Origin of the sequence: Halomonas sp. AOP22-C1-8 (assembly GCF_052378905.1) — a bacterium.
GTDB classification, from domain to species: domain Bacteria; phylum Pseudomonadota; class Gammaproteobacteria; order Pseudomonadales; family Halomonadaceae; genus Vreelandella; species Vreelandella citrativorans.
The window spans coordinates 17986-34669 of the sequence record NZ_JBQSYD010000007.1 but is presented as its reverse complement, the minus strand read 5'-3'; the positions used below and the strand labels follow the sequence as shown (position 1 = coordinate 34669).

Below are 16684 nucleotides of genomic sequence, written 5' to 3'. Positions count from 1 at the left end.
ATTCCTAAAGCGAAACGGCTAACACGTTAAAACCGGCCTAAGCCGGTTTTAACGTGCATGAGCGCAACTGCTTGAGAACAAGATGTGCGTCATGAGTTACGTCATGATGAGATAGCGCCTAACTAGTGCCGAACGTTAATCCTGGTCGCTGTCGAGCAACAACGCATCATCAACGTCTGAAATCTCAAGCGCTGTCTCATCATCCAAATCGATGGCGAGATAGCTGTGCTCAACGCTAAGAAATGTCTTGAACAGCGCCCAATCAAGCGGCTCTGGCCATTGGCGTTCATCCTCTTCCCAAGCGCGCAACTCGGTTTCGAGGATTTCTACATAGCGGTCGTGCACGAAGGTTTCGAGCGCTTCCGGGGTATCCATTTCAGGAATCAGGTAAATGGTACTTTCACGTTCGACGTCGTCCAGTGTCAGGTCGTCGTCTCCCATGGTGGGTTCCAGCGCATTGATCCAGTCCACAAAGGGCTGGGTCGGCCTGACGCTCAGAGCGGAGCGGTTTAGCAGTTTCATGGGATTCTCCTCGCCGTCGAAACGTTGACCATTATGGGCGCTAAATCGCGCCCTTACCAACTTTTAGTCTACCTCATTCCATCCAGCGTGCTACTCAGCCTCAGGGCGCATTGCCGGGAACAGCAATACATCACGTATGGACGCGCTGTCGGTAAACAGCATGACCAACCGGTCAATCCCGATGCCCTCACCGGCGGTAGGCGGCATGCCGTACTCCAGTGCACGCACGTAGTCAGCATCGTAGTACATGGCTTCCAGGTCGCCTGCATCTTTCTCGGCGGCCTGTGCACGGAAGCGCTCGGCCTGGTCCTCAGCGTCATTCAGCTCCGAGAAGCCGTTGGCAATTTCACGCCCACCCACAAAGAACTCGAAGCGGTCGGTGACAAACGGGTTGGCATCGTTGCGGCGCGCCAGCGGGCTGACTTCAGCCGGGTATTCGGTAATAAACGTCGGCTGGTCGAGCTTGTGCTCGGCCACTTCTTCGAAAATTTCCGTTTGGACTTTACCCAAGCCCCAGCTGTCTTTGACCTTGATACCCAGTTCCTGAGCCGTTATGCGCGCCGCATCAAGACTATCCAGATCAGCATCGCTAATGCCATCGCCGTGATCCAGAATCGACTGCTTAAGCGTCAAACGCTTGAACGGCTGGCCGAAGTCGTAGCTTGCACCCTGGTACTCAAGCGTGGTGGTGCCCAGCACTTCTTCGGCTGCAGTGCGCAGCATCGCTTCGGTCATATCCATCAGGTCGTTATAGTCGGCATACGCCCAGTAGAATTCGACCATGGTGAATTCAGGATTGTGCCGCGTCGAAAGACCTTCATTACGGAAGTTGCGGTTGATTTCGAAGACTTTCTCGAAACCACCCACCACCAAACGCTTAAGATAAAGCTCAGGCGCGATGCGCAGATACATATCCATATCCAGCGCGTTGTGGTGAGTCACAAATGGACGCGCCGTCGCACCGCCAGGAATCGCCTGAAGCATCGGCGTTTCCACTTCCATAAAGCCACGCGTTTCAAAGAAACGGCGCATGGAGCTGATCACCGCTGCCCGCGTTTCAAACGCTTTGCGCGACTGCGGGTTCATGATCAGATCCACATAGCGCTGGCGATAGCGCGCCTCCTGGTCCGTCAGGCCGTGGAATTTATCCGGCAGCGGGCGCAAGCTCTTGGTCAGAAGCTGGGCATCGACCATCATCACGTACAGGTCGCCTTTGCCGGATTTATGCACCGGGCCGCGCGCTGCCACGATATCACCAATATCCCAGCTCTTGATGTCATCAAGCACATCCGCCGGCAGGCCTTTTTTATCCACGTAAAGCTGGATCTGCCCCGCCACGTCCTGAATCACGATAAACGGACCGCGCTGGCGCATGATGCGCCCCGCCACGGATGCGTGATGGTCAAGCGTTTCCAGCTCGGCTTTTTCCTTCTCGCCCAGCCGTTCCTGCAGCTCAACGGTCAGGCTATCGCGGCGAAAGTCATTCGGGAAAGCACTCTTCCCTTGCTCTGCGGCCAGTTCACGACGCGCGGTGAGCTTGGCGCGGCGTTCGGCAATAAGATGATTTTCGTTTTCAGGAGAAGACGCGTCTTGGTTAGCCATGGGGCACCCTATTCATGTTCGAACGCTAAAAAGATTACAAACCCTGCTTGAGACTGGCGACGATAAACTGGTCCAGGTCGCCGTCGAGTACCTTGTCACAGTTGCTGGACTGCACGCCGGTGCGCAAATCCTTGATACGCTGGTCATCAAGCACGTAAGAGCGAATCTGGCTGCCCCAGCCGATATCGGCCTTGGAGTCTTCCGCTTCCTGCTTGGCGGCATTACGCTTTTGCATTTCATGCTCCCAGAGCCTCGCCTTTAACTGCTTCATGGCGAAGTCACGGTTGGCATGCTGGCTACGCTGGTTCTGGCAAGCCACCACAATACCGGTAGGTTCGTGGGTAATCCGCACCGCCGAATCGGTGGTGTTAACGTGCTGACCGCCCGCACCGCTGGAGCGATACGTATCAACGCGCAGGTCCGAAGGGTTAATATCAACCTCGAAGCTGTCATCAACTTCCGGGGACATGAATACCGACGCAAACGACGTATGACGACGGCCGCCGGAGTCGAACGGGCTTTTACGCACCAGCCGGTGAACACCGGTTTCAGTACGCAGCCAACCGAACGCATAGTCGCCCTGAACATGCAGCGAGGCCGACTTGATACCTGCGACTTCGCCTGCGGAAATTTCGGTTATTTCAGCCTTGAACCCGTGGCTTTCTGCCCAGCGCAGATACATGCGCAGCAGAATATTGGCCCAGTCCTGCGCTTCCGTACCGCCCGAACCGGATTGAATATCCAGGTAGGCGTTATTTTCATCCATTTCGCCGGAGAACATGCGACGAAATTCGAGCTTTTCAAGCGCGACCTGAAGGCCATCAAGCTCTTGGCGCACTTCTTCAACCGTGTCCTCATCCTCTTCCATCTCGGCGAGTTCCAGAAGGTCGCGGCTGTCGCCAAGGCCTTGGTCCAGTTCGTCGATGGTTGCCACAATGGCTTCCAGGGAAGAGCGCTCTTTACCCAGCTTTTGTGCGTAGTCCGGGTCGTTCCAGACATTCGGGTCTTCGAGCTCGCGAGAGACTTCTTCTAGCCGATCTTTACGCTCGGCATAGTCAAAGATACCCCCTAAGAACGTCTGTCCGCTCAGACAGGTCCTTGATCTGGTTATGTATCGGGTTGGTTTCCAACATGGATCGCCCTGGCCTTGGTCAATATGACATGGTTCAAAAGAAAGACGCGCCGCTGTGGCGTCTTGGCTTGATGATTCCAAGCCAGCACCACAGCGGCGAAATTCTGAAAACCCATTGTAACGAAACCTGGCGTTTCTCGCATCCACTCGCCATGACGGCGAATGCCTGAACCCGGCGAGTGCCGGGTTCAGGAGTAGAGCTACCGATTTAACACGCGAGAAACGTATTTCATCGAGACGCCTAAAATATGGGCTTAAAAACGATAGGTCAACTGAGCACCAAAGCCGTGGGCTTCGTTTTTATAGCCGGCAGAGTAGGTAGACGTAATGGGCGGTGTCTGCTGTCCAGCCACAGTGAAGCTATCCGTCTTTGTTTGATCCACTTGGGTTGAGCGCTCGGTTAGATAAGAGTAAGCGAAATCAAGCGTTAGGTCTGGTGTAGGGCTCCAACCAGCACCCAGCGAGAAAATACGCCGGTCATCAGAAGGAATACGCACGCTACGTGTCGCATCCTGCGTTGGTGTAAAGTCCAGCGCTAGCCCTGCTCGCAACGCCAGCTCAGGCGTTAACTGATACTCCCCGCCGGTGGCAAACGCCCAAGCATTGGAGTAATTTTGCTGCTCGTTAGTGATCTCTTCACGCTCAGTGCCGGTAACCAGTATTTGATCAAAGCGGCTCCAGCGAGCCCAGGAAGCCCCAAACATGAGTTTGAGGTTGTCGCTCATTTGCTGGGTTATCGAGAAGTTAACCGTCTCAGGCGTGGTCAAGTCCAGAGCAGCCGTATCCGTTACGGTTCCGATACCTAACTGATCAAGCACAGGGGAACTTGCGGAAAAGTTACCGTCCAAATTGAAGTCCACTTTTGAGCGGTACGTTAAGCCCAATGTGGTTTCGGGCACCGGCTGATAAATCACCCCCAAGTTATATCCCCATGCGTCATCATCACCTTCAACGCGTGAATCCACCTCAGTAACGATCGGGTCCCCATTGGCTGCCACTCCAACAGCAACGGGCACCTGTCGGTGCAGTTCGCCATCAACGCGGTTATAGGTAATCCCCAACCCGACGCCCCACTGCTCGTTAAAGCGGTAGGAGACGGTTGGTTGGGCAGTCATTACCTTCACCTCCGTATAATTCCCCTGGTTACGCCCCTCGAAACCACCTTCATACTCTGTTTTTGAACCAAACGGTGCATATACGCCGAAACCAAACGCTAACTGCTCATTGACCGGTTGTGCATAAAAAGCAAAAGGAACCAGCGTACCAGGCACCATGTCACCTTCATTGGTTCCTGTTACTGATCCCAAAGGCAATGAGCCCGCAGGCGTTTCCAAAGAACGCCCAGAGGTAGCATTATTGACATCGGTATTTACATGAAGATAGGTGCCCCCCACCGTGATCTGCGCGCGATCAAGAAACGACATCCCTGCCGGGTTGCCGTACACAATGGTGGCATCGTGTACGTTAGAGCTACGCCCAGCATGGCTGTACCCTTGGCCACTAACGCTTTGCTCGTTAATTTGATAACCGCCAGCGTGTGCCTGGCTTGCGAAGACAGCTGCCGAAACCGCAGCTGCTAGAGTGAGTTTATTAAATTTATTATACATGGTCGGCCTCTTGTCCCGATGATCCCGTGGATGGCGACATCCGCTGGTACTGTTCTTATAGCGTAGGCATACACCTCAGTTTTCGCCCAATGCGGCCCTTGGTTCAAGGGCAAACGAGCGTTTTATTTTATTTTTCGCTCATACATTAGTCGTACGACCGTTTTAAATCATTGTTTTATTCGTTTTAAGCCCTTTTTACCGAATTATTGAACAGCCCACCTTGACCTGCGTGTTACCCATAGGTTTTACACTACGTGTATTCCCACTGTTTACTAACAGCAGACGAAGACTCACAGGAGTACGCGATGAAAGTCGGCGAGCTTGCCAAACAGGGCGGTGTAACGGCAGAGACAGTGCGCCACTACACCCGCGAAGGCTTACTTCTCCCGAGCCGCCATCCAGATAACGGCTATCAGCTTTTCTCAAGCACCGACCTTGAGCGGCTGCACTTTATTCAGCGAGCACGCAAACTGGGGTTTAGCGTAGCGGAGATACGCGACATTCTCCTGCATGCCGACCAGGGCGACTCGCCCTGCCCGCTGGTGCGCGACCTGCTGGCCAGCCGCCTGCCGCAGATCCGTACACGGATTGCCGAACTTGAAGCGCTGGCCCAGCGCATGGAGCAGGCGCTGGGAAGCTGGGAGCATATGCCTGACGGCACACCCGATGGGCATAGCGTGTGCCGCCTTATTGAAAGCTTTCCCGACGACCCCTCTTCCAGGGAGGCCTTATGAACGACACAACCTATTCACGCCATACGGTTTTCCGTACGGTAGGTGGCATGAGCTGCCAGGGCTGCGTTAAGCGGATGCGCGAGGCGATTCAGGCAGAAGACCCAGCGGCTGAGGTAGTGGGCACCCCGGCTGAAAAACGCCTTGAAGTTACTACAAGCCTGGACGATAGCCGCCTGAACACGGCGCTGGAAAAAGCCGGCTACCCGGCCAGCAGCGAACCCGCCTCTCCGACAGCGCCTAAATCCACGCCAGAGGCAACTGAGATACCGGCCACGACTGGCACCAACCTACGCTTGGCAATTAGCGGCATGACCTGCGCCAGCTGCGTTAAAAGCGTTCAGAATGCGCTGAAAAACACCCAAGGGGTGGAAGCCGCCAGCGTTAACTTCGCGACCCACACCGCCCAAGTGGTGGGCAGTGCCGATGCGCAAACCCTTATCAACGCAGTCGCCTCAGTGGGCTACACGGCGGAGCCGATTGTGGATATGCGTGAAGCCGAGCGCGTTCGCACCGAGCAAGATGCCACTACCTATCGGCAGCGGCTGCGGGGCAGTGCCATCGCGCTGGCATTGGCCATTCCCCTGATGCTCAGCATGTTTATCTATCATCCCCACGTTATGGGCCTGGGCCGCGTTTACTGGCTGGCGATTGGTGTCTTGACCCTGGGCGTGCTTGCCTTTCCAGGCCGACACTTTTTTGTTAGCGCGTGGAAGAATCTCAAACGCCATCAGGCCAATATGGATACGCTGGTGGCGATGGGCACGGGTACCGCCTGGCTCTACTCCATGGCGGTGGTGCTGTTTGCACCCTGGTTGCCTGAAATAGCTCAGGGGATCTACTTTGAAGCCTCGGCGATGGTGGTTGGGCTTATCCTGCTGGGTAACGCCATGGAGCTTCGCGCCCGTGGGCGTACCAGCAACGCGCTAAAGCGCCTGCTTGATTTGCAAAGCCGCACGGCACGCGTCATTCGCGACGGCCAAGAGCAAGAGGTAGACGTGGATGAGGTTCGTGAAGGCGACCAACTCCGCGTGCGCCCCGGCGAGCGCTTACCCGTTGATGGCGAAGTCACCGAAGGCCAGAGCCATATTGATGAATCCATGTTGACCGGCGAGCCGCTGGCCGTCAGCAAGCAAACCGGGGATAACGTCAACGCAGGCACGGTCAATGGCCAAGGCGGGCTGGTGTATCGCGCGACCCGTGTGGGCCGCGATACCCGGCTTGGGCAAATCACCGAGCAGGTCGCCAGCGCCCAGAATTCGCGCCCACCAATTGGTGAACTGGCGGATAAAGTATCGAGCATCTTCGTGCCGTCCGTCATCATTATTGCCGTACTGGCGGCACTTGCGTGGTTTAACGTTGGCCCTGAGCCACGCGTAATTCATATGCTGGTAGCGGCCACGACCGTGCTGATTATTGCTTGCCCCTGCGCACTGGGCCTTGCTACCCCCATTTCCACCATGATTGGCGTGGGCAAGGCTGCCGAACAGGGCGTGCTGGTAAGAAGCGGCGAAGCGCTACAAACCGCCAGCAAGCTCACCACGCTGGTGGTGGATAAAACCGGCACGCTCACCGAAGGCAAACCCAGTGTCACCGATGCACAGCTGTTTGGCATGGATAGAACCACTGTGCTGGGCCTGGTTCATGGCCTGGAGCGCGGTTCTGAGCATCCGCTGGCGGCAGCCCTTATCGCTTACGCGGATGCGCAGGGCGCCGCGCCTGCTGAGATTCAAGGGTTTGAAAGTGTTACAGGCGGTGGCGTAAAAGCCGAAACCCGCGATGGAAAAGCGCTGCTGTTGGGCAATGCGCGCCTGCTTGAGGCTGCCGGAGTTGATCTTTCATCTGCCCAGCAAGCGGTTAACACGCTACAACACAAGGCGCGTACGCTGGTATATCTGGCAGTGGATAATCAGCTAGCGGCGCTCTTCGGGATTAGCGACCCACTACGTCACGATGCCATCGCGGCCGTTAAGCGCTTGCAGCAGGATGGCCTGAACGTGGTCATGCTGACCGGCGATAACCAGCATAGCGCCGCGGCGATTGCCCGCGAAGTGGGCATTACAACGTTCAAAGCGGGCCTGACACCCGAGGACAAGCACGCCGAGATTGAGCGCTTACAGCAAGCGGGAGAAATCGTCGGCATGGTGGGCGACGGTATTAACGATGCCCCGGCGCTGGCGCGCGCTAACGTCGGCTTTGCGATTGGCCAGGGGACGGATATTGCCATGGAAAGCGCGGGGATCACCCTCATGCGTGGGTCGCTTCACGGCGTGGCCTCAGCCATTGAAATCAGCCGCGCCACGCTTGCCAACATCAAGCAGAACCTGGTGGGCGCCTTTGGTTATAACGTGCTGTGCATCCCGGTTGCGGCAGGCTTGCTCTACCCGGTAACCGGCATGCTGCTTTCACCGATTATCGCGGGGGTCGCCATGTCGCTCTCCTCCATCACCGTGGTGAGTAATGCCAATCGCCTGCGGTTCTGGAAGCCCACTCAACAGGAGGCCTCATGAGCTTACTGGTTAACGCGACGGGCCTGGGGCTCATTGCCCTGGTCATCTGGTGGTTCTGGCTTAGCTAGAGCGCTAACTCACGCCGATATATCGCCCGGGCTTATGGTTAAGGGCGATAATCAAGTTCAACGTCAGCGCCCCCAGCACCGAGTAGCCAACGCGGTCTAACGGTAGCTGGGTAAGCGCCACCAGCAAAATCATCCCATCAATGCCTAGCTGCACATAGCCCGCCCGCAGGCCGTGTCGGTCCTGCAGGTAGAGCGCCAGAATATTGATGCCGCCCAGGCTCGTGCGGTGGCGAAACAGCATTAGCATGCCAATGCCCATCAATGCCCCGCCCATGAGTGCGGCGTAGAGAGAAGGCACGCTTTCAAACTGCACCCAGCCCTGGGTTAGTTCAGAAAACAGCGACACCAGGCCAATGGCAATAAAGGTACGCAGCGTAAAGCTCCACCCCATACGCTTGATCGCCAGGTAGTAAAACGGCAGGTTGATGGCAAAAAACCACAGCCCAAACCCCCACTGCGTCACGTAATTAAGCAGCAGCGCCAAGCCCGCAGTGCTGCCAGTTAGCAGCACCGCTTGGGTATAAAAGGTAACGCCCAAGGCAACGAAGAACGTGCCCAGCAGCATCGCCATTACATCCTCATAGAGGCGGTGCGGGTCCTTGGGTAAATCTTCCACGCGCATTTAAACGCCCTTATGAAGTGTGCTGGGGTGATGAACAGGGTTAATGGACCGGGTTGATGAAAGCGTTTTAAACTGCGCTTGCGTGCTCAACCATCAACTGCAACGACTCCCGCCCCCGCCAGCGGTTACGGTTAAGCTTGTAAGCGCAGTGCAGCGTGTCGCCGATGGCGAACGCGGGCAGCTCACCTGGCGTTAAGGCACGAAACCAGATTGCTTTACAGGTGATGGCACCCATGGAGAGCTCAAGCATCAAGTGCGCGCCATCGGCACCCACTGGGCGCAGCGCTTCGACGATAAAACGCCCTTCAAAAAGCGGTGCGTCAAATTCACGCCCATAGGGGCCCAGCGCGTCGATCTCCTCAAGCGTGGCAAGAGAGAGCTGCGCGGTGGAAAGCTCGCCGTCCGTCCATAGCCGGGGATAGAGCGAACGCCCTTCCAGCTGTTCCGCTACGGCCTTGAGAAACGCCTGTTTAAACACGTCCAGCTGTTCGCGGGGAACGCCCACTCCTGCGGCACCGCTGTGCCCACCAAAGCGCTGCAGCGCCTCAGGCGCAAGTTCAAAGGTACGCTGCAGCGCATCGCGCAGGTGCAAACCATCGATTGAGCGCCCTGAACCAGTAAGCATATTGGGTGCCGCCGCCTGCGTCAGCACCAGCGCAGGGCGCCCGTAAGACTGCACCAGCCGGGAGGCCACAATGCCCTGAACGCCGGGGTGGCCATCTTCCAGAAACACCACCACAGCAGGCTCATCGGCTAACAGTGCACTGGCGGCCAACGCCCGTGCCTCTTCGGCCATATCAGCCTCAATCGCCTTACGCGACTGGTTATCCTGATCCAGCACTTCCAACTGACGGTTAGCGACGGCGTCGCTCTCGGCTAGCATGAAATGCAGCGCCGCGTAAGGGTCATCCAGCCGCGAGCGCGCATTGATCCGCGGGCCCATCTGAAAGGCCAGCGTTTCAGCATTGAACGGTACGCTGTCCGCACCCAGGCGTGCCGCCATGGCGCGCCAGCAGGCGGCGTCCATGCGGTTGATCAGGGTTAATCCGTAGCTCACCACGGCGCGGTTGGCGGGGCTTCCGCCCAGCGATACGCAGTCCGCCACGGTGCCCAGCGCCACATAGGAGAGCCACGGCGAAAGCTTGGGCGTAGCCTCGGGCAAGGCCCCCCACTCCACCAATACGCCACGTGCCAACGACATCAACAGCCACGCCACCATGCACCCGGCGATGGTTTTATCCGGATAAGTGCAATCGTCACGGGTGGGATTTACGCAGGCGTAAGCCGACGCGGGCGGGCCTTCCAATGGCAACGCGTGGTGATCACTGACCACCACGTCAATGCCTGCCGCTTTGAGTCGCGCAATACGTGGCTCGTCGCTGCTTCCGCAGTCGGCGGTAATCACCAGGGTCGGGAATGGCTTAAGCGCCAACGTGCGCTCAACCAACGGCAAGCTGATCCCGTAGCCATCGTGGATACGGTGGCCAATCAGGCTATGCAGCTTGTGCTCGGGCACACCAAACAGCTCAACCAGCGTGCGGCGAATGACGACGTGGGAGGTAATCCCATCCACATCGTAATCGGTCAAAATCCCGATGGATTCACCCTCGGCAACCGCCTGAGCAATACGTTCGGCGGCACGGCGCCCATCGGCGAGCTTTTCCGGGTGAGCCAGGTAGCGCAGGCTGGGCGTTACCAGCGGGGCAAGCTCGCCCTGATAGCCGGGCAGCCGTGAGGCGAGAAGGCGCGCCTGAAGCTCGCTCAAGCCTTGTGCCTGGGCACGGGCGTAGACAGCCTCGTCCAGCGGACGAGGCTCCAACATTAGCTGCGTGGTGTGCTGAGGTGTAACGGGCGGATTGGCATCTGGCAAAGCAGTCATCATGTGTTAACGACGGTTATCCGCCACAAACTGCTGCACGGCGCTCAGCTCAGCTGGCAATACCGTGTAGTGCTCTTCACGCTCCAGCAAATCATCCATATGCGTGGGCAGGGGTACACCCTGGAAGCCTGCCTTCACCACAGCTTCAGCAAACTTGGCCGGGTGTGCGGTGGCAAGCGTTATCATCGGCGTTGAGTGATCAGCGCGGACACGCTCAGCAGCGCGATAGCCCGTGGCGGTATGCGGGTCGAGCATTTCACCAGTACGGTGATGCGCTTCGCGAATGACGTCCAGAATGGTCGCATCGTCCACACTAAAACTTGAGAACTTCTCGCGCAGCTTGGCAAGCGGCGCATCGGCAAGTGCGGTGGGCTCTTGCTGAAAGCGCTCCAGCAGTGCCGCCACGGCGGCGCCATCACGCTCATAAGCATCAAACAGAAGACGCTCGAAGTTCGACGACACCACGATATCCATGGAAGGCGCGAGCGTTGCCTCAAGCTCCTTCTTGGAGAAGTCGTTGGCGGCCAGCGTACGGTGCAGAATGTCGTTGGAGTTGGTGGCAATGATGAACTGCTTGACCGGCAGCCCCATTTTGTACGCCATGTAGCCCGCAAACACGTTGCCAAAGTTGGCCGACGGCACACAGAAGCTGACCTCGCGATGCGGAGCACCCAACGCCACACCCGCTGCTACGTAGTAAACAATCTGAGCCATGATGCGCGCCCAGTTGATCGAGTTGACCGCCACCAGGCGCGTGCCGTTCAGAAAGTCTTGATTGGCAAAACTTGCCTTGACCATGGCTTGAGCGTCGTCAAAATTGCCTTCGATAGCAATATTGAAGACGTTATCGGCCAGCACCGAGGTCATCTGGCGGCGCTGCACTTCGGACACCCGCTGGTGCGGGTGCAGAATAAAGATATCCAGGTTGTCGCAGTGGCGGCAGCCTTCAATCGCCGCCGACCCGGTATCGCCCGAGGTGGCGCCCATGATCACCGCGCGCTCGCCGCGCTTTTTCAAAAAGTGATCCAACAGGCGGCCCAAAAGCTGTAGCGCGACGTCTTTAAATGCCAGCGTCGGGCCATGGAACTGCTCAAGCAGGAAGTGATTGGCGTCGAGCTGCTTGAGCGGCACCACCGCATCGTGAGTGAAGGTGGAATACGCGTCGGTCACGATGGTGCGGAAAGTGTCGTCGTCGATCTCGCCGTTTACAAACGGCTTCATGACCCGAAAAGCAATCTCGGCGTAAGAAAGCCCGGCCATATCGGCCAGCGCTTCTTTCGAGAGGGTGGGCAGCTCTTCCGGCACGTAAAGGCCGCCGTCGCTGGCCATACCGGTTAGTACGACTTCTTCAAACGAGAGCGCGGGCGCCTGCCCACGCGTACTGATATAGCGCATAGTGGGTTACTCCCCTTCGCTCAGGCTTTCCACGCGGATGCGTGTCACCGGTCCGGCGATATCGGCCATCGCTTCGATTTCACGAATTGCTTCGTTCATCTGCTTCTCTTTGGTGCGGTGCGTCAGCAAAATAATCGGCACCAGCTCGCCTTCGGTTGCCTCTTTCTGGATCAGTGCCTCAATAGAGATGCCCTGCTCCGAAAGGATGGTGGCCACGCGGGCCAGTACACCAGGGCGGTCCACCGCCAACAGGCGCAGATAATACGCCGTAATGATGTCTTCCATCGGCATAATCGGCAGTTGGCTGACATCTTCATCAATACCGCTGAACGCCAAATAGGGCACGCGATAGTGGTGGGCAGTTGTAATATCACGAGCCACATCCAACACATCAGCAACCACGGCGGAAGCCGTTGGTTCAGCACCCGCACCGGCACCGTAGTAAAGCGTGGGACCTACCGCATCACCCATGATGGCAATGGCGTTTTTGACGCCATGCACATTGGCCAGCAAACGCTCTTTGGGGATCAACGTGGGGTGAACGCGTAGCTCAAGCCCCTGGTCGGTACGCTTGGAAATACCCAAGTGCTTAATAACGTAGCCCAGGTTATCGGCCTGCTCGACATCTTCAGCAGTAATCCGTGAAATACCTTCGGTGAAGGCTCTTTCAAACTGAAGCGGTACACCGTAAGCAATCGAGGCCAGAATGGTCAGCTTGTGCGCCGCATCGATACCTTCCACGTCAAACGTGGGGTCGGCTTCGGCGTAACCCAGTGCCTGCGCTTCGGCAAGTACGTCTTCAAAGGCTCGGCCTTCGTCACGCATGTGCGTCAGAATAAAGTTGCCGGTGCCGTTAATGATGCCTGCCACCCACTCAATGCGGTTGGCACCCAAGCCTTCACGCAGCGATTTGATAACCGGAATACCGCCTGCAACGGCGGCTTCAAAGGCGACGATAACGCCCTTTTCATGAGCCGCCTTGAAGATTTCATTACCGTGAACAGCAATCAACGCCTTGTTAGCAGTGACCACATGTTTGCCATTGGCAATCGCGGTGAGTACCAATTCACGCGCCATGTCATAGCCGCCAATCAGCTCGACCAGCACATCAACGTTAGGGTTAGTTGCCACCTCGAAAACATCGGTGGTTGCATTAATACCGGTAATATCGCAGTCGGGGTGAATACTACGGTGAGCCACCTGCTCAATCACAATAGGGCGGCCTGCACGGCGTGCAATATCATCCGCGTTGCGCGTCAATACATTGAACGTGCCGCCGCCAACCGTGCCTAGCCCACAAATGCCTACTCTTACCGGTTTCAAAATACATCCCCTTTCGTGGTGGGCGCCCTTGGCGCCTGGTCTTAAATTCAGTGTCTCAGCGTCACCGCTCGTTAACGGTGCTCTCTATTGGTGGGCACTTGTTGGGCGTGCCTATTGCTATGTTTCTGTTGCTACGTTTCTGTTGCCAAGCGCCTGCTTCAAAGCGCCTGACAGGTCAAGCTTAGACGTCGCCCAAGCCTAACATGACGGCAAGCCTTTCTGGCGGTACATAGCCTGGTACCATTTGGCCATCGGGCAGAATAATCGCGGGCGTGCCCTGTACGCCCAGCGCCATACCCAACTCATACTGTTCAGCCACCGGGTTATCGCAATCCGAAGGGCCCGATAGTGGCTGGCGCTGCTGGGCACGGGTCATCGCTTCACTACGATTATCCGAACACCACGCTTGCTGCATGGAGGTCGCCGCATCGCTGCCCATACCCGCCCGTGGGAATGCTAAATAGTGTACCGCAATCCCGCGCTCATTAAGCTCAGGCACGGCTTCGTGAAGACGCTCACAGTAGGGGCAAGTGGGGTCGGTAAATACTACCACGGTGGCTTTTGGCTCATCGACACCGCGATACACAACGCGCTCAGACTCGGGGATGCTTGCCAGTGCCGCAACACGCTCCTGATTTTTGGACTGCTCGGTTAAATTGACCAGCCCCGTCTCAGCATTTTCGAAAAGATCACCCACCAAAAAGTGGCTGCCATCGGCGTTGGTGTAGAACGACTCGCCGCTTTCCAAGCGCACGTGGTAAATGCCTTCCATCGGAGTCGTCGTTACGTGCTCAACCGGCATCGGCTGACCATTAACGCTCAGCGACTCACTCAGTCGTTGCGTGACGGCATCTGCCTGAGCGGCGACCGGCAAAACGCTGGCGATGGCGAGCGTGAGTAATGCCGTGCGTAAAGAAGGAGTAACCGTACGTTGGCGCATTCTATCTTCAACCTCGCGGATGGTGTTCGGCATGTAAATGCTCCAAGCGGGCTTGGGCAACATGCGTATAAATTTGAGTCGTAGATAAATCGCTGTGGCCTAACAGCAGCTGTACGACCCGTAAATTGGCCCCATGATTCAATAAATGTGTCGCAAAAGCATGCCGCAGCGTATGCGGAGACAGCGGACGCGAGATACCAGCCGTGATGGCATGCGCTTTTATACGGTGCCAGAAGGTCTGTCGCGTCATGGCTTTATCATGGCGCCCTGGAAAAAGCGCTGGCCTGGTCGGGTCGCTCATCAGCGCAGGTCTGGCCGTTTTCATATAGTGCGCAAGCCAATCTGCTGCTTCTTCCCCCATGGGCACCAAGCGGTCTTTATCCCCCTTACCACGCACACGCACCACATTTTGGCGCAGATTCACCGCATCGCCGGTTAACGACACAAGCTCCGACACGCGCAGCCCACAGGCATACAGCAGCTCCAGCATGGTGCGGTCGCGCACGCCCAGCGGCGTATCAACATCAGGCGCCATCAGCAGGCGCTCGACCTCCGCCTCTTCCAGCGTATTGGGTAGGCCTGGCTGCACTCTGGGAAGCTTAACATCCACCAGCGGGTCGCTAACCACATGTCCGTGTAAGCGCGCCCAGCGATAAAAACTTCTAAGGCTTGATAACAGCCGGGCATTGCTTCGCAGTTGATAGCCTTGCTCTCGGCGGGCATCCAACCATACGGGAAGCCGCTGCCCCGTGGGAGACAATATATCCTCACCTTCTGCTACCAGGTAGTGCTGCCACGCGGTTAAATCGCGCCGATAGGCGGCTAACGTATGATCACTGGCGCCTTGCTCTAACCAAAGGGCGTCCAGGAAAGCATCAATGACGCTCATACGTTAATCGTCTCCTGCTGAGTATATGAACACATAAACAAAACCCCGCCCCGCAAAGCGGTGACGGGGTTCTGGTATCCGGTGCGACACGTGCCCAAGACGTACGTCAAGAACAGTGCGCGCCCGAGAAAGCGTCGCTTAGGACAGCTTTTCTTTGATACGTGCTGACTTACCGCTACGCTCACGCAGGTAGTACAGCTTGGCTTGACGCACGTCACCACGACGCTTGACTTCAAGAGAGTCAACCAGCGGGCTGTAGGTCTGGAAAGTACGCTCAACGCCAACACCGTGAGAAATTTTACGTACGGTGAAAGCGGAGTTCAGGCCACGGTTACGCTTGGCAATAACAACACCTTCAAACGCCTGCAGACGCTCGCGGGTGCCTTCCTTGACTTTTACTTGAACGATAATGGTGTCGCCCGGCGCAAAAGAAGGAATCTCTTTGCCCATCTGCTCGTTTTCGATCGCCTGGATCACCTTGTTCTTGCTGCTCATCTTCATACTCCTAAATAACGGAATGGTTTGCCACGCAGTTGTGGAAGGGGCAAACCGTGATCCCGGCGCTCGAATCGAGCCACACGGGAGTCGTTATGGGTGACACAGGTCCGTAGGCTTGCCGTCAATATGTAGACGACGTGCCCTTTCCGTCCTGCACCGCCGCTCTGCACCAGGTCGTTGAAAATAACCTACTTGGCAGACAGAGCGTGTTCCTCGATAAACTCGTTCAGCAACTGCTGTTGCTCAGCATTAAGCGCGCGCCCTTCTAACAGATCGGGACGGCGCTGCCATGTGCGGCCTAACGACTGCTTCAACCGCCAACGCTTGATGGCTGCATGATTACCGCTTAGCAGCACATCCGGCACCTGGCGCCCGTCGATACTTTCTGGACGGGTATAGTGCGGGCAGTCCAAAAGACCGTCATTAAACGAGTCTTCGATAGCGGAGTCCTGATGCCCCAATACACCGGGAACCAACCTCGCCGCTGCGTCAATCAGCACCATGGCGGGCAGCTCACCGCCGCTCAGCACATAGTCGCCAATCGACCACTCTTCATCGATGTCACTCTCCACCACACGCTCATCAATCCCCTCATAGCGCCCTGCCACCACCACAAGGGGGCCAGTAGCGGCTAATGCCTGAGCGCCTTTTTGATCAAGCTTACGCCCTTGGGGCGAAAGGTAGATCACCGTAGGCACCTGGCCGGTGGCTTGATGTGCCCGTTCACGGGCATCGTGGATAGCGCCACGGAGTGTATCGACTTTCATCAACATACCCGGGCCGCCGCCATAAGGGCGATCATCCACACTGCGATGGCGGTCGGTGGCGTAATCTCGCGGGTTCCAAAACTCCAAGGCAATACGTTGCTTCTCTATCGCCCGACCTACTACGCCCTGCTGGGTGAGTGCATCGAACATTTCAGGAAACAACGATACTACGCCGATCCACATAGCGGGCGTATCCATA

General features: G+C 57.0%; 15 protein-coding genes. 3 read left to right on the top strand and 12 right to left on the bottom strand.

Annotation, left to right across the window (positions count from 1 at the left end):
* Positions 1–135: 135 nt before the first annotated feature.
* From ACT3TY_RS05570 to prfB, 3 genes are all read right to left on the bottom strand, one after another.
* Positions 136–522, bottom strand: coding sequence for a hypothetical protein (locus ACT3TY_RS05570; RefSeq protein WP_087110069.1), 387 nt, complete (start codon positions 520–522; stop codon positions 136–138).
* Positions 523–612: 90 nt separating this feature from the next.
* Positions 613–2124 carry a lysine--tRNA ligase gene (lysS, locus tag ACT3TY_RS05565; RefSeq protein ID WP_444627589.1) on the bottom strand — a complete coding sequence of 504 codons (1512 nt, stop codon included), beginning with the start codon at positions 2122–2124 and terminating at the stop codon, positions 613–615.
* 34 nt (positions 2125–2158) lie between these two features.
* A protein-coding gene (gene prfB, locus ACT3TY_RS05560; protein ID WP_172118525.1) for a peptide chain release factor 2 occupies positions 2159–3257 on the bottom strand; the annotation gives its coding sequence in 2 pieces (ribosomal slippage) (positions 2159–3181 and positions 3183–3257; 1098 coding nt in all).
* Between prfB and ACT3TY_RS05555 the strand changes: the two genes are divergently transcribed.
* Positions 3256–3426 (top strand): hypothetical protein, encoded by a 171-nt coding sequence (locus ACT3TY_RS05555; RefSeq protein WP_172118526.1) that lies wholly within the window; start codon positions 3256–3258, stop codon positions 3424–3426. The genes prfB and ACT3TY_RS05555 overlap by 2 nt on opposite strands.
* Positions 3427–3510: 84 nt before the next feature.
* Here the strand turns inward: ACT3TY_RS05555 and ACT3TY_RS05550 are convergent, their stop codons facing one another.
* Positions 3511–4863: an OmpP1/FadL family transporter gene (locus ACT3TY_RS05550; protein ID WP_172118527.1), complete on the bottom strand. Its 1353-nt coding sequence runs from the start codon at positions 4861–4863 to the stop codon at positions 3511–3513.
* Positions 4864–5168: 305 nt separating this feature from the next.
* Here ACT3TY_RS05550 and ACT3TY_RS05545 point away from each other — a divergent pair, with 305 nt between their 5' ends.
* Together ACT3TY_RS05545 and ACT3TY_RS05540 are read left to right on the top strand one after the other, a co-directional pair.
* On the top strand, positions 5169–5597 hold the full coding sequence (locus tag ACT3TY_RS05545) for a MerR family transcriptional regulator (protein WP_192527213.1): 429 nt from the start codon (positions 5169–5171) through the stop codon (positions 5595–5597).
* A complete protein-coding gene (locus tag ACT3TY_RS05540; protein ID WP_444627588.1) occupies positions 5594–8104 on the top strand; it encodes a heavy metal translocating P-type ATPase in 2511 nt (836 codons plus the stop codon). Before ACT3TY_RS05545 ends, ACT3TY_RS05540 begins: the two co-directional genes overlap by 4 nt.
* A gap of 72 nt (positions 8105–8176) precedes the next feature.
* Here the strand turns inward: ACT3TY_RS05540 and ACT3TY_RS05535 are convergent, their stop codons facing one another.
* The 8 genes from ACT3TY_RS05535 to trmD form a co-directional block, all read right to left on the bottom strand.
* Positions 8177–8794 carry a YitT family protein gene (locus ACT3TY_RS05535; protein ID WP_444621777.1) on the bottom strand — a complete coding sequence of 206 codons (618 nt, stop codon included), beginning with the start codon at positions 8792–8794 and terminating at the stop codon, positions 8177–8179.
* A 67-nt stretch (positions 8795–8861) separates the two neighbouring features.
* Complete coding sequence (locus tag ACT3TY_RS05530) at positions 8862–10616, bottom strand: single-stranded-DNA-specific exonuclease RecJ (protein WP_172118558.1); 1755 nt, start codon at positions 10614–10616, stop codon at positions 8862–8864.
* A gap of 63 nt (positions 10617–10679) precedes the next feature.
* Positions 10680–12068 (bottom strand): threonine synthase, encoded by a 1389-nt coding sequence (thrC, locus tag ACT3TY_RS05525; protein WP_444621776.1) that lies wholly within the window; start codon positions 12066–12068, stop codon positions 10680–10682.
* A 6-nt stretch (positions 12069–12074) separates the two neighbouring features.
* Positions 12075–13391, bottom strand: coding sequence for a homoserine dehydrogenase (locus tag ACT3TY_RS05520; RefSeq protein WP_172118532.1), 1317 nt, complete (start codon positions 13389–13391; stop codon positions 12075–12077).
* Positions 13392–13572: 181 nt separating this feature from the next.
* Entirely contained in the window at positions 13573–14364 is a 792-nt protein-coding gene (locus tag ACT3TY_RS05515; protein WP_444627587.1) for a DsbC family protein, read from the bottom strand.
* Positions 14339–15220 carry a site-specific tyrosine recombinase XerD gene (gene xerD, locus ACT3TY_RS05510; RefSeq protein ID WP_441677817.1) on the bottom strand — a complete coding sequence of 294 codons (882 nt, stop codon included), beginning with the start codon at positions 15218–15220 and terminating at the stop codon, positions 14339–14341. Before xerD ends, ACT3TY_RS05515 begins: the two co-directional genes overlap by 26 nt.
* A gap of 138 nt (positions 15221–15358) precedes the next feature.
* Positions 15359–15715, bottom strand: coding sequence for a 50S ribosomal protein L19 (gene rplS / locus ACT3TY_RS05505; RefSeq protein WP_087110090.1), 357 nt, complete (start codon positions 15713–15715; stop codon positions 15359–15361).
* A 191-nt stretch (positions 15716–15906) separates the two neighbouring features.
* The gene (trmD, locus tag ACT3TY_RS05500) at positions 15907–16668 is read right to left on the bottom strand and encodes a tRNA (guanosine(37)-N1)-methyltransferase TrmD (protein WP_444627652.1); all 762 of its coding nucleotides are present in this window, start codon (positions 16666–16668) and stop codon (positions 15907–15909) included.
* Between the last annotated feature and the right edge of the window lie 16 nt (positions 16669–16684).

Coding starts and splice junctions, on each gene's coding strand:
- trmD (WP_444627652.1), bottom strand. CDS start 16,668: ATGTGGATCGGCGTAGTATCGTTGTTTCCTGAAATGTTCGATGCACTC.
- ACT3TY_RS05540 (WP_444627588.1), top strand. CDS start 5,594: ATGAACGACACAACCTATTCACGCCATACGGTTTTCCGTACGGTAGGT.
- ACT3TY_RS05535 (WP_444621777.1), bottom strand. CDS start 8,794: ATGCGCGTGGAAGATTTACCCAAGGACCCGCACCGCCTCTATGAGGAT.
- lysS (WP_444627589.1), bottom strand. CDS start 2,124: ATGGCTAACCAAGACGCGTCTTCTCCTGAAAACGAAAATCATCTTATT.
- ACT3TY_RS05545 (WP_192527213.1), top strand. CDS start 5,169: ATGAAAGTCGGCGAGCTTGCCAAACAGGGCGGTGTAACGGCAGAGACA.
- ACT3TY_RS05570 (WP_087110069.1), bottom strand. CDS start 522: ATGAAACTGCTAAACCGCTCCGCTCTGAGCGTCAGGCCGACCCAGCCC.
- ACT3TY_RS05550 (WP_172118527.1), bottom strand. CDS start 4,863: ATGTATAATAAATTTAATAAACTCACTCTAGCAGCTGCGGTTTCGGCA.
- rplS (WP_087110090.1), bottom strand. CDS start 15,715: ATGAGCAGCAAGAACAAGGTGATCCAGGCGATCGAAAACGAGCAGATG.
- ACT3TY_RS05515 (WP_444627587.1), bottom strand. CDS start 14,364: ATGCCGAACACCATCCGCGAGGTTGAAGATAGAATGCGCCAACGTACG.
- ACT3TY_RS05555 (WP_172118526.1), top strand. CDS start 3,256: ATGGATCGCCCTGGCCTTGGTCAATATGACATGGTTCAAAAGAAAGAC.
- ACT3TY_RS05530 (WP_172118558.1), bottom strand. CDS start 10,616: ATGTTGGAGCCTCGTCCGCTGGACGAGGCTGTCTACGCCCGTGCCCAG.
- xerD (WP_441677817.1), bottom strand. CDS start 15,220: ATGAGCGTCATTGATGCTTTCCTGGACGCCCTTTGGTTAGAGCAAGGC.
- thrC (WP_444621776.1), bottom strand. CDS start 12,068: ATGCGCTATATCAGTACGCGTGGGCAGGCGCCCGCGCTCTCGTTTGAA.